This window comes from Thermogymnomonas acidicola JCM 13583, from assembly GCF_001316105.1.
Classification (GTDB): Archaea; Thermoplasmatota; Thermoplasmata; order Thermoplasmatales; family Thermoplasmataceae; genus Thermogymnomonas; species Thermogymnomonas acidicola.
Genome location: NZ_BBCP01000003.1, coordinates 125,108 through 141,037 on the forward strand (window position 1 = coordinate 125,108; position 15,930 = coordinate 141,037).

A 15,930-nucleotide genomic window follows, 5' to 3' on the forward strand; every position below is an offset into this window, starting at 1 on the left:
CTCAGCAGCTCAATGGGAGTTGCCTGCTCCCCCCCAGGGATTCGATTATCTGCAGGGCTGCCGGTGTAGGCTCAAGTGAGTGGAACTGGCCGTCATAAACGTACATTATGTCCTGCCTCTGCACGCTACCCTCCGTGCCCATCCTGAAGAAGTCCGACATCCTCTTCCTGTACTGCGAAAACGGCCCTGCGTCAACTATGACCCTGTGTATGCCCGATATGAGGAGGCCCCCCCTGTCATATATTGTGGTCACGTAGGCCATCACCCTTGACCAGAAAGACCCGCAGCCTGTGCCGGCCCTGGCCGCGAGCCTGCGTGTGGCCTCCAGCCTGTGGTGCCCGTCTGCGACCACAGCCCTGTCATGTTTCAGCGTCTCCTGGATCTCCCTGATCATGTCAGCATCGGTCACGAAGTGGACTGAATTCATAACCCCCCCAATGGGTTCCTCGAACTCCCTTGGGTCAGACGCCTGCATTGCCCTGCGCAGCACCCTCTCAAGGTTCCTGTTCTGGACGGTGAGGAATATGGGTTCCAGATGGCTCCCAGTGGCCTCCATTACCCTGAGCCTCTCCTGTACTGCCCATTCGAATGTCCTCTCATGCGGTATTATGTCGCCCCTGTCCGGGAAGACCTCAACGTTGCATATCACGCCCGTCCTGGATATCCTTTCGTGGCCCATCCTGAAGGACTGCTGCAGCACAATGACGGCATCGCTGGCCATCCTTACAAGTACGCCCTCCCTTATCCACTCCCTCAGGAGCCTCGCAGACTCCCCGGGCCGTCAGGGCCAGGAAGCGTGAGGTGAGATATGTTGTGGGGGGGATTTGATTTCAGCTGCCTCTCCTGCTCCGGAGAGATCGTGTCGAATGGTGGCGATGTGACCGCACTGCCGATGTCCCTGAAGACCAGGGGGGGCCTGAAAGGCTCAATCCTCATTCCGGATCACTGAGCACGCCCTGTATGGCCTCAATATCCATCCCGTATCCTTCCTCCCCCCCAGTGGCGTCTCCAGGATCATGGGTATGTCGGAGAACCTCCTGTCGTTCACGAAGTTCGATATCCCCCCCTCGAGGCCAAGTGTTCCCTGGCCTATCTGCTCATGCCTATCGACCCTGCTCCCGCGCCCCCCCTGCTTCGAGTCGTTCAGGTGGAAGCCCATGAGCCTCTGGAGGCCCACTTCGCTCTTGAACTGGTCCATGGTCTCCATGTAGCCCTCCCTGCTCCTTATATCGTAACCTGCTGCCCACACGTGGCAGGTGTCGAAGCATATGCCCAGTACCTCCTTCCTGGAGGAACTGTCGATTATCTGGGCCAGCTGCTCAAACGTGTGGCCCACTGAATTTCCCTGGCCTGCAGATGTCTCTATGAGGATGTGGGCACTGAAGCCCTCTGGCACGCTGGCGTCGATGGCCTCCGCGATGAGGCCTATGGCCTTCTCCACAGACGTGCCCCCCCTGGATGAGCCCGGATGGAATGTAAGGAACTCCGCACCTATCTGGGCCACCCGCCTGCACTCATCTGCAAATGAATCCAGGACCTTGGCCCTGAGGTCCGGATCTGGGGGGGAGCCAAGGTTCAGGAGGTAGGAAGCGTGGACCATGACGCCCTTCATGCCCATGCTCCTCACGCCCTCTCTGAAGGCAGAGACGTCGCTATCTTCAAGGGGGGCTTGCTCTTCCACTGCCTCTGGTTCTTCGAGAAGATCTGGAAAGTCCTGAACGAGAACCTCGAGGCCCTCTCCGGGGGGGCAGTGCTTAGCCCCCCTGCCGTGGAGACGTGCCCGCCGAGGAGGATCGAATCGGTCACACTGCGAGCCACGTCAATCTGAATGCGGTGTTTTATAAAAAGTTGAGCAGGGGGGCACACCTCAGGATACACCGTCCCGCATCATCATCGTTATGAACTGGTAGACGTGCAGGGCCAGGGCTGGGTTGTCGGTGTAGCCACAGGCATCGAGGTCCGCCCCGGCCAGGAGCGCCCTGGTCTTGTCACTCACTATATCTGTGGCTATGAGCCCTTCCTTCCTGTATACTGTTATGTTCGGGGGGCACCCTCTTGTTCGGAGGGGTAACAAATATCAGCTTTACCCCCCCCTCTTGATGGCATTCTCTATCTCCTTCCTCATCTCAGTCCTTATCTCCTTCACCTTAGGTGTGCATATGAATATCTCCGATTCTGTGAGGTTTATCATCTCCCCCCCTATCTTCATCATGACGTTCTGCCTTCCGTAGATCGTGTAGACCAGCTGCGGCTGGCCCTTGGAAGGCTGCAGCGCCCTCACCTGCCTGAGGTCCTCGAACAGTGACCTGACCTTGCTGGAGATCTCGTCCTCGAGCTTGTTCAGGTCCTCTGGCTTGAACATCTTGGGCCTCCCCCCCTCTGTCTCCCTGACAAAGCCCTTCTTCACCAGGGATTCCATGACCTTGTAGGCGGAGGTGCGCGGGATCTGGGCAGTGTCCGCCACAGTGTCCGCGTTGGCCACACCGTGGTAGACCAGTGCTATGAACCCCCCCTGGGCTTCATAGGCGGACAACCCTAACATCTTGAGGTTTTCCTGGATCCTGGACACCTGTTCCGGGTCAAGGGGGGGCATGTTTGGAAAGATAGTGTATGTGCTTAAATCATTTTTCCAGGGCAGTGGGGGGGAAAACCTGCACCGTTTAACGGGCCCTCCACCGCATGAGGGGCCATCAACAGCATCTGGCAGTTGGCCCGGTGCAACCTGGCAGCCACCATCTGAACAGGAATGCCTGTGACTTGGTGGGCGGCCTGCCATTCATGATTGCATGGCTGTGCTAAAGTTAAGTGCACGAAGCCATGTCCCATAACATATGATCGATGTGGAAATGGCGCAGGCCATAGTGGATAATGACGCTTACCTTTCCAGGTTCGGCATAAGCGTTACCGCGCTGGAGAAGGGGGGGTACGTCTCCCTCAAAGTCGAACTTGGCGATGGCCTGAAGAGGTTCGGTGGCATGATGAACGGCGGGGGGGCCGTGTGCTCCCTGATGGACGCTGCGGGCGGAATATCCGCAATGTGTGATGATGGCGTGGTCAATGAGTTCACCGTCAACCTGAACGTTAACTTTCTGAGGCCGGTTTCCACTGGCCCGGTTTCCGTTGAATCGAGAGTGCTGAGGAGCGGGAAGAACGTGGCCTTCTGCGACATCAGGCTGGTAGACGGCGATGGGAAACTCTGCGCAACTGGAACCGGTGTCTGGTTCCTGGTGAGGGAAGATGGGGGGGGTAGATGAGCCGGCCCCCGAGGAGAGGCATCAACACAGGGTGCCTGGAGGGCAGGAGGATTCTCGTTGCCACCGGGGGGGGTAGCATATCCATATACCGCGTCCCCGACATAATAAGGGAGATGAGGAGGGAGGGGGGGGCCAAAGTGAAGGTAGCCATGGGGGGGAAGGCGTCGCAGGCCCTCATCTCCCACGAGGTCTTCAGGTGGGCATCTGGAAACGATGTGATAACCGAGGTTTCTGGGAGGCTTGAACACATCTCTGATGTGGAGGGCTCTGACGCCCTGGTGCTCATGCCAGCCTCCTTTGACACCATAGGGAAGTGTGCCAACGGGATAGCGGACGAGGTGCAGCCACTCATGTTCAGTAACGCAGTGGGGAGTGGTGTGCCCGTGCTGTTCGTCCCGGCAATGCACCAGGGCATGTTCAGGTCTCCGGCACTGCGCAGGAACACAGACATACTCCGCTCGATGGGTGCACTGTTCGTTGAGCCTGTGGTTGAGGAGGGCAAGGCCAAGCTGGCCGGGCCTGCAGAGGTCATAGACGCTGTCGCCAGGGCGCTGGCGGGCCAGAGGGGGGGCGGGAGGTACCTCGTTGTGTCCGGCAGGGGGGGAGAGGAAGTCATCGACCAGTGAGGGTTGTTACCAACAGGTCAACTGGTCTCATGGGGGTACTGGATATCCAGGTGGCTCTACAGGCTCGGTGCTGGTGCGATCGAATACGTTGGCAACTGCTCCAGGCAGCTGCATCATACGTGAATTTCAGGCCAGCCCACACGGCCGAGGAGTTTGAGGAGGGGGTGTCAGAGGCGATGAGATCGGCCCAGTTCGACGGCGTGTTCCTGTGCGCGGCCCTGCCCGATTTCACACTGGACAGGCACCATTCAAAGATACCGAGCTCTTCAGAGGTAACACTGAAACTCACCCCCCCAGGAGGAAGATGGTCGAGGCCCTGAGGCCCTTGCAGGCCAGGAACCTTGTAGCCTTCAGGCTGACAGATTCAGGCGACAGCGACGTCTGGGGGCCATTTCGCAGGGTACGAGCCGGATGTTGTCGTGTCCAACTACTATGACGCACAGGACGGTGCCTTCGGTGATGTCAGTAACAGGTACGTGATACACACAAGGCATGGTTCCTTCGACCTGGGCGTCATGCCAAAGGAGCTGGCAGCCAGGCGGATAGTCGAGCATGTCATGGGTGTGATTCCATGAGGGCCAGCATTGTCCAGGCACCTCTCATGGACATGGAGAGGGCCATGGGGGGGTTCCTTGAGGAGAACGAAGAGAGGATATTCAGCGGTGCTGACCTGGTGGTCTTCCCGGAGAAGTGGATAACTGACAGGATGGACCAGGATGGCCCGGAGATGTCCTCACTCCTCAGGTTCTATGGGGGGGATATGAGCGCAAGGCACAGGGTACTGCTCTGCCCCGGCAGCCTGAGTGTCTACAGGGATGGGAGGCTCTTCAACAGCTCACCGCTGATCGATATGGGCAAGCTCATAGGATGGCAGGACAAGGTCTCACTGTTCAGGTCCGAGAAGAAGAGCTACACGCCGGGGAGCGAAGTGAAGGTCTTCGACACGCACCTGTGCAGGATAGGTGTGTGCATATGCTATGATGTGGACTTCCCGTACTACTGCAAGATGCAGGCCGGAATGGGTGCCAGGCTGATACTGAATCCGTCCCTCATAGATAGGGACTTCAGGGACATGTGGCACATATACGTCAGGGCCAGGTCGCTGGAGAACAGGCTGCCCTTCATATCGGTCAACTCCAGCTCTGAGATGTTCGGCTCCGGGTCCATGGTTACATGGATGGAGAGGGCAGGGAAAGGGGGGGTGCTGCTAAGGGAACTGCAGGCAGGCGATGTGTTCACTCTGGTTGAGCTGAGCACGGATGTGGCCGACCTGGTGGACACCAGGGCGGAGGAGGACCCGGGCCACTACTCCCTGAGGACGAAGTGATTCACAAGGGCCGCAACCACCTGGGGGGGAGACGAGTGGTGCGGCGTGTGGCCGGCACCATGTATTTCCGAGAACTGTGCCCTGGGCAGGCAGGAAGCCATCCTCCTCCCGTAGTCTATTGGAATCACATCGTCCTCGGTGCCCCCCCATATAACGAGCACTGGCACACCTATTCTCCCAAGGTCCTCGCATGTGAGCTTCCTCTCCCTGGTGGCGTTCCAGAAGACGTACTTCCTCATGGTCTCCTCGTCGTTCCTCCTGTCGATCGAGACGAGTCTCCTGACAAACCTCTCCCCCCCCTCCTCCCTGCCGAGTTCTGCCACAGTTGGTTCGTCCCAGCACTGTCCTCGAGCACCATCTTTTCGGGGGAGCACATAGCCGAGGGCCAGGCGCAGCGCAACCCAGCCACCGTACGAGTTGCCCATGATGGAAAAGTGATCGATGCCGACCCCCCCTGGATGAACTCCTGCAGTATCCTGCACTGGACATCGATTGATGGTTCGGGGACATCCCTTGTGGAGTAACCGTGCCCGGCCATATCTACCATGTAAAGAGCCAGGTCCGTGTCCAGGAACGGTTCCATCCGCATCCAGTTGTTCCCCCCCGACCCGCCGAGGCCGTGAAGCAGGATGAGCGGGTGCCTGCCAGCCCTGTAGAGGTATGATACGGTCCCATAGGAACTGCTGAAAGAGCGCCTCTCCATAATGGGTGATGGCAATGGCCGTGATATCGCTTGTGCAGCATGTGGTTAGATAGGGCCTTGGGCCCAGGCCTGCAGGTCGATGGGCAGGCAAAATCCCAAGGCAGACTTCACAAAAAACGATAACCTGCATCGCATTAGAGGTCGCATGGTGTTTGAGGACCTCCGTGAGTTCGTGGAGTACGCAGAGCGGTCATCCAGGCTGGCCAGAATCAGGGAGCAGGTTGACCCGGACCTGGAGCTCACCCACATAATGAGCGAGGAGCTCAGGATAGGGAAGAGGAGGACGCTGCTCTTCGAGAACGTGAAGGCTCGGAGGTGCCTGCCCTTGGAAACATATTCACCTCACCGGATGTCATGAGGGAGATCCTCGGTGGAGACCCAATGGATATAGGCATGCACCTGCGCTCCATAGTGAAGCCTCCGGATGACACTGAGAGCCTCATCGGTAGGGGCCTGTCCATGCTCAGGGAGCTGGGCGGCCTGAGGCCGAAGGTCGTTGATGGCTTCGGTTCATCCCACAGGGTGCTGGAGGAGGTCGACCTATACAGGTACCCGATATGCAGGACGTGGCCACAGGACGCGGGGCCATTCATAACCTTACCTCTCGTGATAACCAGGAACCCGGAGACGGGCCAGAGGAACGTCGGCATGTACAGGATGCAGGTCTACGATTCAGAGACCACGGGCATGCACTGGCACATCCACAAGGGGGGGGCGCAGAGAACATGGGTGCCACAAGGAAGGAGATGGATGTGGCAGTGGTCATAGGGAGCGACCCGCTGACCATATTCAGCGCAGTGGCACCTTTGCCAAACGGCATAGATGAGTTCTCCTTCAGGGGGCCTCCTGGCCAGGAGGCGCTTCGAGCTCGTGAGGGGGGGCAGACAGTCGCTCTTGAGTACCCTAGGAACGCAGAGATAGTACTTGAAGGCTATGTGGACCCATCAGAGACCAGGGTCGAGGGCCCGTTCGGCGACCACACTGGCTACTATTCACTGGAAGACCAGTTCCCGGTGTTCCACGTGAGGAGGGTCATTGAGAGGAAGAACCTGTATATCCAACCACCATCGTTGGAAAACCTTGGCACGAGGACGTGGTGATCGGGAAGGCCATAGAGCGCATGTTCCTGCCGATCATACAGGTGCAGGTGCCGGAGATAGTGGACATGAACACCATGGAAGAGGGGGGGGCCTTCCACAACATGGTCGTTGTGTCCATCAGGAAGCGCTACCCGGGGGGGCAGGCCAAGAAGGTGATGTTTGCGCTCTGGTCCATGGGCCAGCTCATGTTCTCGAAGATAGTGGTTGTTGTGGATGCGGACGTGGACGTGCACGACAGGTTCCAGGTCCTCTGGGCAATGTCAACGAGGATCGACCCGCAGAGGGATGTGGTGATAATACCGGGCACAGTAACCGATACGCTTGACCACGCTTCAGTCCTGCCGAACTACGGTTCAAAGATGGGCATTGATGCCACCAGGAAGGGGGGGCCTGAGGAGGGGGGGTACCAGAGGAGGTGGCCTGACGTGCTTGAGATGAGGAGGGACATAGAGGAGAAAGTTAGAGAAAAGTGGAAGTCATACGGGCTGTAGGGCATGAAAGCCAAGGACATAGTGGACTACATAAAGCTGGAGCACACAGTCTTCGACCTGCCGTTCGTCTTTGCTGGCACCGTCATAGCATCTGGCCCCCATGTCTACCCAGTCAAGATACTCCTTGTACTTGTGGCGACCACGTTCGCCAGGGCCACAGGAATGTCAGTGAACAGGATACTGGGGAGGCGCTACGATGCGATCAACCCCCCCAGGAAGAGGGACTGGGCCCTGGTCTCAGGGAAGATAAGCATGCGCGGGGGGGCAATAGCTCTCACCGTGGCGTTCGCCCTGATCTTCGAGCTGGCCACCCTGGCGCTCAACCGCCTCGTGCTCCTCCTCTCCCCTGCAGTCCTGGCGCTGTTCATAGCGGACCCAATAATGAAGAGGATCACGGCCTGGAGGCACTACTTCATGGGCTCCACCATAGGCGTTGGTGTCCTGGGCGGATACCTGGCAGTGAGGCCTGTATTTCCAGCGGACCCAGTGCTGTACCTCACCTTCATAGCGTCCTCTCTCTGGATAGCCGGGTTCGACATAATCTACGTGATCCCTGACAGGGAGTTTGACATAAGGAACGGCCTGAAGACACTGGTCACAAAGTACGGTGTGCGAAAGGCGCTGAGGATCTCCGAGATCACGCACGCTGTGACCTTCCTGGACCTTGTGGCAATAGCCTTCTACTACCCTACATGGGCATACGTTGCAGTCCTCGTGCCAATACTCTTCCTTATAGTGTTCCAGCACGTGAGCCTTGACCCAGGGGGGGACCCAAGGAGCGTCAGGCGCTCCTTCCTCGGTGCGAACTCGTTCATAGGCATACTCTTCTTCATCGGGCTGGTAGTATCGACATGGCTACTGAACCTTGTAGCCATATGATGGGCTTGATAAACGGTCCCTCCTGAGCAGCATTGCCCGGAAGGCCGTGAAGAGTAGCACGGATGTTAGGGCGAAGATGTCCACGCCCACCCACACCAGTGGCCTCTCGAAGGAGAAGATGAAGAGGAGGAAGGAGCCGACGGATGGCCCGAGGGCCCTGCCTGTGGAGTTCATCATGCCCAGGAAGCCCATGTACCTCCCGACCCTGTCCGGTGGCGCTATCCTTGATACTATTGTGTTCATGATGGGCGATGTCATGTCCTCGCCAACGGTGATTATGGCCATATCGAGCATGAGCTGGTAGAATGAGCCCGAGAACCCCCCCACAAGCAGATAGCCCAAGGCGTAGGCAGCTGCCCCTGCCATCATGGTGGTTACGTCATCGAACCTCTTCATCAGCGAGGTGATGGGCATCTGCCCAGGACAACAACCGTGCCGTTGACCGCATAGACCAGCCCCCCCAGCCTGAGGCCAGTGATGCCTCATAAACAGACGAGTAGACAGGCAGTGTCACGGAAAACTGTGAAGTCACGATGGTCAGGAAGAACGTCCCGAGGGAGAAGGTGAGGAGGTACCTGTCAAACACGAGATATCCGGACCGCTTCTTGGCCGTGTTCTGCCTCGCCTTCACATTCCTCACGAAGAACACGATTGTGAGGAACTGCATGAGCGAGGTCACCGAGACCATCATGAATATGAGGGAGAAGTGGTACTCGTACAGGACTCCGCCGGCTATGGGGGGGCCGATGGCCCAGCCCAGGTTGGACATGATCCTGTATATGACGTAACCGTCCGTCCTCTCGTCCTCTGTGGTCACGTCTGCCACCAGTGCTGATGCAGAGGGAAAGACGAGCGCCCCCCCTGAGATGGCGGAGAGTATGAAGAGGGCAACAATGGAGGCTGCCTGCCTGGGCCCGATCAGGTCAGCGAATATGGCAGCATATATGAGGACGCCTGATAAGGAGCCTGTGAGCAGTGTCCCCCCCTTCCTGCCTATCCTGTCCGAGAGGGCGCCGCCGACGATGCTGAACACTATGGAAGTCGCCGAGTTCAGGGTGAAGATTATACCCACCAGGTAAACCGGGATGTGCAGGCCTTCCTCGAAGAATATGGCCGCGAATGGCCAGGTGGCGCCGAAGCCAATGGACCTGAATGCAGATGCAAGGCTGACTGCCCAGAGGTTCCTGTTATGCAGCAGGAAGCGAGAACCTATCCGCGTAATGGATCACACCTTCACAGGGTCATATGCCTGAAACCCTGATTTTCCCTGTGATGCTCCTCTTTATGATAACGTTTCTCCTCCCTTTCCTTATCTCCTCCGCCACCTCAGGCGTCAGGCTGAGTTGCACCCCCCCATCCACTTCGAGGTTGACGAGCCCCCTGGCCCCGGCTGTGGAGGCGGTGCACACCGCCCTCCTAATAGGCTGGCATGTACCGTCCCTGCACGGGCCTGGAGAATAGGCGAATCTCAGTACCATGGGCGTTCCTGACAGTGACCTGTCAACCAGGATGCTGCCAGGGCTAAGGGAGAGAACGGCGTACCTGCCTTCACTCATCCTCTCCGAACTTCTCCTTATACATCTTTATCGATCTCTCGATCTCTGCCAGGGCCCTGTCCCTGTCCTCCCAGCCCTTCACCTCGGTCTTCTTGTTTTCCAGGATCTTGTAAGTTTCGAAGAAGTTTGCAATCTCCTTCAGCCTGTGTTCGTTGACCTCCCTGTAGGACCTGAGGTTCCTGTGCACCGGGTCGCCCTTGGCCACAGCGAGCACCTTGTCGTCAACGTCGCCCTGGTCCACCATCTTCATCAGGCCTATGGGCCTGGCCTCAACGATTGTACCGGGAAACAGCGGTTCGCTTGTGAGGAGCAGCACATCAATGGGGGGGTCACCGTCAAGGTAGTAGGTCTGCGGTATCATGCCGTAGTCCACGGGATACATGACAGAGGAGTGCAGGACCCTGTCCAGTACTATGCCAGCATGGTCCTTTGCCACCTCGTACTTGTTCTTGCTCCCCCCCCGTGGCGTCTCTATGACCACATAGATCTCCTCAGGAGGCTTAGGTCCAGGTGGTAGCATGTGCCAGTAGCTGCCGTTCTTCACCATACCTGCTTATCCCATACAGTTTATTTAGAATTGTGCATCTATGAGTGATAATGTTTTGCACTGTTTCTATTACTGTAGATAATATTTTCTCAACGCCAGGCATTTATGGGGGGGACCTGCTAAGAAGGTTTAATATTTAACCTCCAATAGTCGCTGGAAAGCTATGGAGAGAAACATCACGGTTGAAAAGATAAACCAGACAAAGACATCTGCAAGGGAAGTCGAGATCGTTGAGAGGAAGGGCATCGGGCATCCTGACAGTGTAGCCGATGGAATTGCTGAGGCCGTCAGCAGGGCGCTCAGCAAGTACTACATCGAGCACTATGGGAGGATACTGCACCACAACACCGACCAGGTGGAGGTGGTTGGTGGCCAGGCAGCACCCAAGTTCGGAGGCGGAATGGTGCTTGAGCCACATACATCCTGCTCTCAGGCAGGGCAACAACAAAGGTCAATGAGGACAGGATACCGTACAAGTCCATAGCAACGAAGGCCACGAAGGAGTACTTGAGGAGCAACTTCAAGCACCTCGACATGGACGCCGACGTGATGATAGACTGCAGGATCGGGCAGGGCTCTGTGGACCTGAGGGCCGTCTACGACACACAGAGGCTTAAGGCCAACGACACCTCCTTCGGTGTGGGATTCGCGCCCTTCACGGATACCGAAAACCTTGTGCTCGCCACTGAGAAGTTCATAAACGGCCCGGCTGTGAAGAGCAAGCTGCCAGCAATAGGCTACGACGTGAAAGTCATGGGCTTCAGGCAGAGGGACGTCATAAACCTGACCATAGCGGCGGCCTTTGTGGACAAGTATGTGAGGGACAGCAGCGAGTACTTCTCGATAAAGGAAGAACTGAAGACCATGGTGGAGGACAACGCGTCAAAGATAACTGACAAGGAGGTCAGGGTGTATATCAATACAGCGGACAAGGACGAGACTGGAATTGTGAGCCACTACCTCACCGTGACAGGCCTATCCATGGAGAACGGTGACGACGGCTCCGTGGGAAGGGGCAACAGGGTCACGGGCCTGATCACGCCTTACAGGCCCATGAGCATGGAGGCGGCAGCGGGCAAGAACCCTGTCACGCATGTTGGCAAGCTCTACAATGTCCTCGCGAACCTCATCGCCCAGGACATAATCAAGGAACACGGTGGGGACGTTGAGGAAGTGCTGGTCAGGATCGTGTCGCAGATAGGCAGGAGGGTGGATGACCCGCACGTGGCTAACATACAGGTCATATACGACGACAACGTAGATCCGTCCAAGCACAAGAACGACATAAGGAACATAGCGGACCAGAGGCTTGAGAGGATTGGCGACCTCACGCAGATGTTCGTTGAGGGCAAGATAAGTGTCTTCTGAGGGTGTACTGGCCCTCTCTTTTTCACTCAAGTATTTTCCACATCACGTACGCATCTGATGCGTCGCTGTAGTAGGACTTCAGGGTTGATGTTATCGAAAAGCCATAGCGCCTGTAGAATGAAATCGCCTTCTCGTTGTCCGTCCTGACCTCGAGCCTCACGCTCCTGATGCCGCAATCCCTGCAGAGCCTGAGGAAAGAGTCCATGAGCGCTGACCCGCACCCCCCCTGGTTCCTGTAGCGCGCATCCACGGCGAGGAGGAGTATCCTTGCGTCAATGTCTGACTGCCTTGAGCCGACAATGAAACCCACAATCTCGGAGCCCACACAGTAAACCATGAAGGATTCTGGCCATGACCTGTAGAGGTCCATTATCAGGCTTGGTGTGTAATACTCCGTGAGGGAGGAGTTCCCTATATCTACGACCCTGTCCAGATCCTGCTTCCTGAAGTTCCTCACGTACCTCACAGGTACAGTGTGAAGCGCCATTTAACGCTCATATTGAGGTTCTGCGTATTACCGTTTCGGTTCCGGCAGGCATGTTGCATAACTTCCCTGTACAGTGATACCAAGTAGTGCCTTTAACTGTCAATGATTGCGCTTGCAATTCATCTAAAGTGCTGTATCTCTGGTGTTCTAGACTCCTTTATATCCCACTTCAAGGCCCATGGTGCCACTCTTTCCTTCAAGCATGGAGAGCTTGGTAGGATGTGTTGGGCCTGCGGGTTCAGGTAGATCACACCTCCTGAATTCATGAGGACGGGCACGGGCGGCAAGGGGGCTTCCACATTTTCCCGGATCAGTCAGGCCGACAGTGTCACGGGTTCAGTGTAAGGCGTTCGTGCAGTGGCCATAGGGTTGGCCATGCGGCGCCACCGGGAGACCAGGATGGCCAGGAACCCTGGGTGTGTCAGGCCAGAGCGCTTGTGAATGGATGTGGGTGCATGACATCAGTAGCAGATGGGGGGGTCGCTTGGCCCCCAGGGAGGTGTGATTTCTTGGGAAGATAAGGAAAGATGGCAGACGACACAGCGGGCGAGGCTAACAACAGATCCTATGGACAGATAGTTCAGGTGGCCCTGGCCGGACAGAACCTGTTCTTGAATGGCGGTGCGCCTGGTCACATGGTTCTGGATGCACTCAGGGTGCGGCATCACAGCACTCTGAGGGAGGGCACATGCCCCCCCGTTGGATAGTGCAAGGCACTCCCTGCACTGTATCAGGCCTCTAACCCTCGCCCTGCATCAGTTCATGCTTGATGCGCCTTATCTCCCTGTTGTACGCCTCTGCAATGTCTGGGAGCCCGATGATGCCCTTTACCGTTGTGTTGTCCTCATCGATCACCGCCAGGATGCCACGGTCTGAACGTATAAGCCTGTCAAGGGCCTCGTGAATATTCGCATCGTACCTTATGGTGGGTACATCTGTGCTCATCACGTCAGATACCTTGAGTGAGTTCACATCCATGCCAGACTTTATCATGTCCAGTGAAAGTATCCCCCCCTTAAGGCTGTGGCCATTCATAACGAGGAGATTCTTGGTCCTTGTTTCCCTCAACTTCGGGAGCGCACTGCGCAGGTCGTCATCCGGGGTGACGTAGTTGAACTCCGTCCTCATCGCCTTGTAAACCGGGACCTGGTCCATTATTGGCCTCTCGTACTCCGCAGCATGCGCTGGTGAATGTGCCTGTCCAGCACCTGGGCCCTGTAGATTGAGGTGTTCACTCCTGACGCGAAGTATGAGAGCGTCGTGCTGAGCATGAGGGGGGGCAGGAAGAGTGCGAAGCTGCCGGTCATTTCCGTCCCCCATTATGAGAACCGAAATCGGTGCCTTCGACACCCCCGCCGAAGAAGGAGATCATGCCCACTATGGTGAACTCCACAATGTTTAGGTAGGGGGGGAACAGGGGGGGTGCAGTATGATGCCCATGGCTGCGCCGAAGAAGGAGCCTATCACTATTCCTGGCGCGAACACTCCACCTGAGCCGCCTGAGCCTATTGTCAGCGACGTGGCCACGATCTTCACGAAGATCAGGATGATTAGGATGTAGAGTGGCATCAGGTAGAGGTTCTCGTTGAGGAGTAGCTGCACCCAGCCGTACCCCCCCAGGCCGAGAACCTGGGGGAACTTTATGGCTATCAGGCCCACAAGAAGGCCGCCGATGGCCGGCTTTGCAAACCTAGTTATGTTCCACTTCCTGAACAGGCCCTGGATGCCGTAGAACACATTTACATAGACCTTGCCAAGCAGGCCTGCCAGGATGCCCACAAGGGCGTACGCGAGCAAAGATTCCGGCCTCTCGAAGAAGAGGAATGAGGGGTCAGTGTAGAAGATTGGCCTGTACTGAAAGAGGTAACCGAAGATGGAGTAGCCGACCACTGACGCTATTATTGAAGGTATGAGGGCCTCCACCTCGAAGTCGCGCCTGTAGAGTATCTCGGTGCTGAGAAGGCCCCCCCACCCAGGGGTGCCATGAATATGCTGCCTATGCCCGCGCCGATCCCAGCTGCCTCTGCGATCCTCCTGTCGTGGTCGTTGAGACTGAAGACATCTGCTACGAATGAGCCGAAGCCAGCCGCTATCTGTGCTGTCGGGCCCTCCCTGCCGGCGCTGCCACCTGAGCCTATGGTTATTGCAGAGGCCACCAGCTTTACTATTGGCACCCGCTCCTTATCTTTCCGTTATTGTTATGGAAAGCGCTTATTGCCGCATCCGTGCCGTGCCCCTCGGCCTCAGGAGCCAGGTTGTAGACTATCAGCCCGCTCAGGATGCCTCCTGCGGCCAGTGAAATTGGAAGCAGGTACCACCTGTAGTGGCCAAGGGTGTATGCCAGGCTCCCACCTTCGCCCAGGGGGGGCTCCGGTGGCACGAACCCCCCCGTTATGCCGGTCAGCATGAGTCCAGTCATCAGCTTGATCAGGAAGTAAAAGGCTATAGAGCCCACGCCGGCAACGATCCCTATCAGGATACCCAGAAAGACCCACTTTGTCACATCGTTCCTGAGTATCCACTGCAGGCCTTTACGGGATGCAGCTCGTGCCGGCTCAACCATACGTTATGCACTTTCCAGCGTTTAAGCATATCGATTGATCATTCTTAAATCTCTGCTCGCCAGGAATGCTCCTGTGCTGCGGGGCCATGGCCACCGTCCATATGAAAAATGCACCTGCGACGTTTCTGGGATCATTGATCCCAGGGAATGGCATTACCAGCAGATGCGCCTCCGGTGCCTGACCATGGGCTGCGCTGCATAACCATCATGGGAAAGCAGGTGGATCCTGGCAACCTTTCAGCAACCGGTTCCCTGACTGTACATTGGCCGCAGGCCCTCGGCAAGGCAGGCGAGGGGGGGCCGCGTGCACCAGTCACCCTTCATGCGAAAAGCCAGGGACGGGCTGGGTGGTGAATGCGCCTGCATTCTACAGATTGCCTAGTTCCTGGACATCGTGAAGAAGGCCTCTGCATCCCTCACTGGGTCCAGGCTCTCCCTCATGTCAGGTATGTACTTCCTGAACATGCTCGCCCTCCTGTCCAGTATCACGGCCATCCCAACGTCGTCCTCCCTCCTTATGAGCCTGCCTATCTCCTGCTTCAGCTTGATCACCGTCGGGAAGACGACTGCGTATTCCCACCCGCGACCGTACTTGCGCTCATAGTACTCCTGGAGTGCCCTCTGCTGTGCCGTGGGCTTTGGAAAAGGAAGGCCTGCTATGATGACCATCTCCAATTCGGAACCGGGGAAGTCCATCCCCCCCTCTGCGATCCTACCCCCCCTGTGACCGCGAAGAGTGGCAGCCCCCCCCTTTTCTGAACCTGTTCACCAGGTCCATGACCTCGATCTGGCTCATATCCCTCTCCTCGTTCAGGTAGCGCATACCATCGAGGTATCCGCAGACCTTCTGCTTGACGTTGTATGAGGGGGGAAGAAGACAAGCGTGTTCCTTGCCACCGTCGATATGAGGTCCCTTATCATCCGGGCCATCCTCTCTGCAGTCTCCTCGTTGAACTCACTGAACCTCGTGCTCAGGCCGCTATAGTACACGATCGACCTGTTCTCGCGCGGGAACATGTATGGTACTGA

23 protein-coding genes and 3 pseudogenes are annotated in these 15,930 nt (G+C 57.1%); 9 read left to right on the forward strand and 17 right to left on the reverse strand.

Features of this window, described 5'->3' with window-relative positions; all coding sequences use genetic code 11:
• Position 1: 1 nt before the first annotated feature.
• From JCM13583_RS03800 to JCM13583_RS03815, 5 genes and pseudogenes are all read right to left on the reverse strand, one after another.
• Positions 2–757 carry a DUF1015 domain-containing protein gene (locus JCM13583_RS03800; protein ID WP_162509337.1) on the reverse strand — a complete coding sequence of 252 codons (756 nt, stop codon included), beginning with the start codon at positions 755–757 and terminating at the stop codon, positions 2–4.
• On the reverse strand, positions 754–936 hold the full coding sequence (locus tag JCM13583_RS03805) for a DUF1015 family protein (RefSeq protein ID WP_075056751.1): 183 nt from the start codon (positions 934–936) through the stop codon (positions 754–756). The genes JCM13583_RS03800 and JCM13583_RS03805 overlap by 4 nt, the downstream gene beginning before the upstream one ends.
• Positions 926–1,681 carry a deoxyribonuclease IV gene (locus JCM13583_RS03810; protein ID WP_162509338.1) on the reverse strand — a complete coding sequence of 252 codons (756 nt, stop codon included), beginning with the start codon at positions 1,679–1,681 and terminating at the stop codon, positions 926–928. Before JCM13583_RS03810 ends, JCM13583_RS03805 begins: the two co-directional genes overlap by 11 nt.
• Complete coding sequence (locus JCM13583_RS13795) at positions 1,624–1,818, reverse strand: hypothetical protein (protein WP_171823414.1); 195 nt, start codon at positions 1,816–1,818, stop codon at positions 1,624–1,626. The genes JCM13583_RS03810 and JCM13583_RS13795 overlap by 58 nt, the downstream gene beginning before the upstream one ends.
• A gap of 49 nt (positions 1,819–1,867) precedes the next feature.
• Positions 1,868–2,593: pseudogene (locus tag JCM13583_RS03815) on the reverse strand (TrmB family transcriptional regulator).
• Positions 2,594–2,831: 238 nt separating this feature from the next.
• Here JCM13583_RS03815 and JCM13583_RS03820 point away from each other — a divergent pair.
• The 5 genes from JCM13583_RS03820 to JCM13583_RS03835 all read left to right on the forward strand — a co-directional run bounded on the left by JCM13583_RS03820 (position 2,832) and on the right by JCM13583_RS03835 (position 5,207).
• Positions 2,832–3,254, forward strand: coding sequence for a PaaI family thioesterase (locus JCM13583_RS03820; RefSeq protein WP_075056752.1), 423 nt, complete (start codon positions 2,832–2,834; stop codon positions 3,252–3,254).
• Complete coding sequence (locus JCM13583_RS03825) at positions 3,251–3,880, forward strand: hypothetical protein (RefSeq protein ID WP_075056753.1); 630 nt, start codon at positions 3,251–3,253, stop codon at positions 3,878–3,880. Before JCM13583_RS03820 ends, JCM13583_RS03825 begins: the two co-directional genes overlap by 4 nt.
• Positions 3,877–4,200, forward strand: a complete 324-nt coding sequence (locus JCM13583_RS03830) for a hypothetical protein (RefSeq protein ID WP_075056754.1) — start codon at positions 3,877–3,879, stop codon at positions 4,198–4,200. Before JCM13583_RS03825 ends, JCM13583_RS03830 begins: the two co-directional genes overlap by 4 nt.
• A 99-nt stretch (positions 4,201–4,299) precedes the next feature.
• Complete coding sequence (locus JCM13583_RS13800; protein WP_171823415.1) at positions 4,300–4,455, forward strand: hypothetical protein; 156 nt, start codon at positions 4,300–4,302, stop codon at positions 4,453–4,455.
• Complete coding sequence (locus tag JCM13583_RS03835; protein WP_075056755.1) at positions 4,452–5,207, forward strand: carbon-nitrogen hydrolase family protein; 756 nt, start codon at positions 4,452–4,454, stop codon at positions 5,205–5,207. Before JCM13583_RS13800 ends, JCM13583_RS03835 begins: the two co-directional genes overlap by 4 nt.
• Here the strand turns inward: JCM13583_RS03835 and JCM13583_RS03840 are convergent.
• Complete coding sequence (locus JCM13583_RS03840; protein WP_171823416.1) at positions 5,186–6,001, reverse strand: alpha/beta hydrolase; 816 nt, start codon at positions 5,999–6,001, stop codon at positions 5,186–5,188. The genes JCM13583_RS03835 and JCM13583_RS03840 overlap by 22 nt on opposite strands.
• 54 nt (positions 6,002–6,055) lie before the next feature.
• Between JCM13583_RS03840 and JCM13583_RS03845 the strand changes: the two are divergent.
• Both JCM13583_RS03845 and JCM13583_RS03850 read left to right on the forward strand, forming a co-directional pair.
• A pseudogene (locus JCM13583_RS03845) lies at positions 6,056–7,501 on the forward strand (UbiD family decarboxylase).
• 3 nt (positions 7,502–7,504) lie between these two features.
• Positions 7,505–8,380 carry a putative 4-hydroxybenzoate polyprenyltransferase gene (locus tag JCM13583_RS03850; protein WP_075056757.1) on the forward strand — a complete coding sequence of 292 codons (876 nt, stop codon included), beginning with the start codon at positions 7,505–7,507 and terminating at the stop codon, positions 8,378–8,380.
• Here the strand turns inward: JCM13583_RS03850 and JCM13583_RS03855 are convergent.
• Genes JCM13583_RS03855 through JCM13583_RS03870 form a run of 4 tightly spaced genes read right to left on the reverse strand, consistent with a single transcriptional unit; the run spans position 8,357 to position 10,483 of the window.
• Entirely contained in the window at positions 8,357–8,794 is a 438-nt protein-coding gene (locus JCM13583_RS03855) for an MFS transporter (RefSeq protein ID WP_075056758.1), read from the reverse strand. The genes JCM13583_RS03850 and JCM13583_RS03855 overlap by 24 nt on opposite strands.
• Complete coding sequence (locus JCM13583_RS03860; RefSeq protein ID WP_162509340.1) at positions 8,760–9,602, reverse strand: MFS transporter; 843 nt, start codon at positions 9,600–9,602, stop codon at positions 8,760–8,762. Before JCM13583_RS03860 ends, JCM13583_RS03855 begins: the two co-directional genes overlap by 35 nt.
• A 19-nt stretch (positions 9,603–9,621) precedes the next feature.
• Positions 9,622–9,936 carry a hypothetical protein gene (locus tag JCM13583_RS03865; protein WP_075056760.1) on the reverse strand — a complete coding sequence of 105 codons (315 nt, stop codon included), beginning with the start codon at positions 9,934–9,936 and terminating at the stop codon, positions 9,622–9,624.
• Positions 9,929–10,483, reverse strand: coding sequence for an inorganic diphosphatase (locus JCM13583_RS03870; protein WP_075056761.1), 555 nt, complete (start codon positions 10,481–10,483; stop codon positions 9,929–9,931). Before JCM13583_RS03870 ends, JCM13583_RS03865 begins: the two co-directional genes overlap by 8 nt.
• Positions 10,484–10,646: 163 nt before the next feature.
• Here JCM13583_RS03870 and JCM13583_RS03875 point away from each other — a divergent pair.
• A pseudogene (locus JCM13583_RS03875) lies at positions 10,647–11,851 on the forward strand (methionine adenosyltransferase).
• Positions 11,852–11,873: 22 nt separating this feature from the next.
• On the opposite strand, the gene JCM13583_RS03880 reads toward JCM13583_RS03875, so the two are convergent.
• Entirely contained in the window at positions 11,874–12,338 is a 465-nt protein-coding gene (locus JCM13583_RS03880; protein ID WP_171823417.1) for a GNAT family N-acetyltransferase, read from the reverse strand.
• Between the two features lie 527 nt (positions 12,339–12,865).
• On the opposite strand from JCM13583_RS03880, the gene JCM13583_RS03885 reads away from it, so the two are divergent.
• Positions 12,866–13,045: a hypothetical protein gene (locus JCM13583_RS03885; protein WP_075056762.1), complete on the forward strand. Its 180-nt coding sequence runs from the start codon at positions 12,866–12,868 to the stop codon at positions 13,043–13,045.
• A gap of 31 nt (positions 13,046–13,076) precedes the next feature.
• Here the strand turns inward: JCM13583_RS03885 and JCM13583_RS12040 are convergent, their stop codons facing one another.
• From JCM13583_RS12040 to JCM13583_RS03900, 6 genes are all read right to left on the reverse strand, one after another.
• On the reverse strand, positions 13,077–13,493 hold the full coding sequence (locus JCM13583_RS12040; RefSeq protein WP_171823418.1) for a CBS domain-containing protein: 417 nt from the start codon (positions 13,491–13,493) through the stop codon (positions 13,077–13,079).
• The gene (locus JCM13583_RS13805) at positions 13,493–13,645 is read right to left on the reverse strand and encodes a hypothetical protein (RefSeq protein ID WP_171823419.1); all 153 of its coding nucleotides are present in this window, start codon (positions 13,643–13,645) and stop codon (positions 13,493–13,495) included. The genes JCM13583_RS12040 and JCM13583_RS13805 overlap by 1 nt, the downstream gene beginning before the upstream one ends.
• A 91-nt stretch (positions 13,646–13,736) precedes the next feature.
• Positions 13,737–14,411 (reverse strand): chloride channel protein, encoded by a 675-nt coding sequence (locus tag JCM13583_RS12045; protein ID WP_162509342.1) that lies wholly within the window; start codon positions 14,409–14,411, stop codon positions 13,737–13,739.
• A gap of 91 nt (positions 14,412–14,502) precedes the next feature.
• On the reverse strand, positions 14,503–14,901 hold the full coding sequence (locus JCM13583_RS12055) for a hypothetical protein (RefSeq protein ID WP_162509344.1): 399 nt from the start codon (positions 14,899–14,901) through the stop codon (positions 14,503–14,505).
• A 378-nt stretch (positions 14,902–15,279) separates the two neighbouring features.
• On the reverse strand, positions 15,280–15,612 hold the full coding sequence (locus JCM13583_RS03895; protein WP_162509345.1) for a hypothetical protein: 333 nt from the start codon (positions 15,610–15,612) through the stop codon (positions 15,280–15,282).
• 99 nt (positions 15,613–15,711) lie between these two features.
• Positions 15,712–15,918, reverse strand: a complete 207-nt coding sequence (locus JCM13583_RS03900) for a hypothetical protein (protein ID WP_162509346.1) — start codon at positions 15,916–15,918, stop codon at positions 15,712–15,714.
• Between the last annotated feature and the right edge of the window lie 12 nt (positions 15,919–15,930).

Excerpts from the sequence above, each read along its gene's own strand:
- JCM13583_RS03835 (WP_075056755.1), top strand. The coding sequence starts at position 4,452 with ATGAGGGCCAGCATTGTCCAGGCACCTCTCATGGACATGGAGAGGGCC.
- JCM13583_RS03870 (WP_075056761.1), bottom strand. The coding sequence starts at position 10,483 with ATGGTGAAGAACGGCAGCTACTGGCACATGCTACCACCTGGACCTAAG.
- JCM13583_RS12055 (WP_162509344.1), bottom strand. The coding sequence starts at position 14,901 with ATGGTTGAGCCGGCACGAGCTGCATCCCGTAAAGGCCTGCAGTGGATA.
- JCM13583_RS03900 (WP_162509346.1), bottom strand. The coding sequence starts at position 15,918 with ATGTTCCCGCGCGAGAACAGGTCGATCGTGTACTATAGCGGCCTGAGC.
- JCM13583_RS03825 (WP_075056753.1), top strand. The coding sequence starts at position 3,251 with ATGAGCCGGCCCCCGAGGAGAGGCATCAACACAGGGTGCCTGGAGGGC.
- JCM13583_RS03865 (WP_075056760.1), bottom strand. The coding sequence starts at position 9,936 with ATGAGTGAAGGCAGGTACGCCGTTCTCTCCCTTAGCCCTGGCAGCATC.
- JCM13583_RS03855 (WP_075056758.1), bottom strand. The coding sequence starts at position 8,794 with ATGCCCATCACCTCGCTGATGAAGAGGTTCGATGACGTAACCACCATG.
- JCM13583_RS03805 (WP_075056751.1), bottom strand. The coding sequence starts at position 936 with ATGAGGATTGAGCCTTTCAGGCCCCCCCTGGTCTTCAGGGACATCGGC.
- JCM13583_RS03820 (WP_075056752.1), top strand. The coding sequence starts at position 2,832 with ATGATCGATGTGGAAATGGCGCAGGCCATAGTGGATAATGACGCTTAC.
- JCM13583_RS12040 (WP_171823418.1), bottom strand. The coding sequence starts at position 13,493 with ATGGACCAGGTCCCGGTTTACAAGGCGATGAGGACGGAGTTCAACTAC.
- JCM13583_RS13805 (WP_171823419.1), bottom strand. The coding sequence starts at position 13,645 with ATGACCGGCAGCTTCGCACTCTTCCTGCCCCCCCTCATGCTCAGCACG.
- JCM13583_RS03885 (WP_075056762.1), top strand. The coding sequence starts at position 12,866 with ATGGCAGACGACACAGCGGGCGAGGCTAACAACAGATCCTATGGACAG.
- JCM13583_RS03880 (WP_171823417.1), bottom strand. The coding sequence starts at position 12,338 with ATGGCGCTTCACACTGTACCTGTGAGGTACGTGAGGAACTTCAGGAAG.
- JCM13583_RS03850 (WP_075056757.1), top strand. The coding sequence starts at position 7,505 with ATGAAAGCCAAGGACATAGTGGACTACATAAAGCTGGAGCACACAGTC.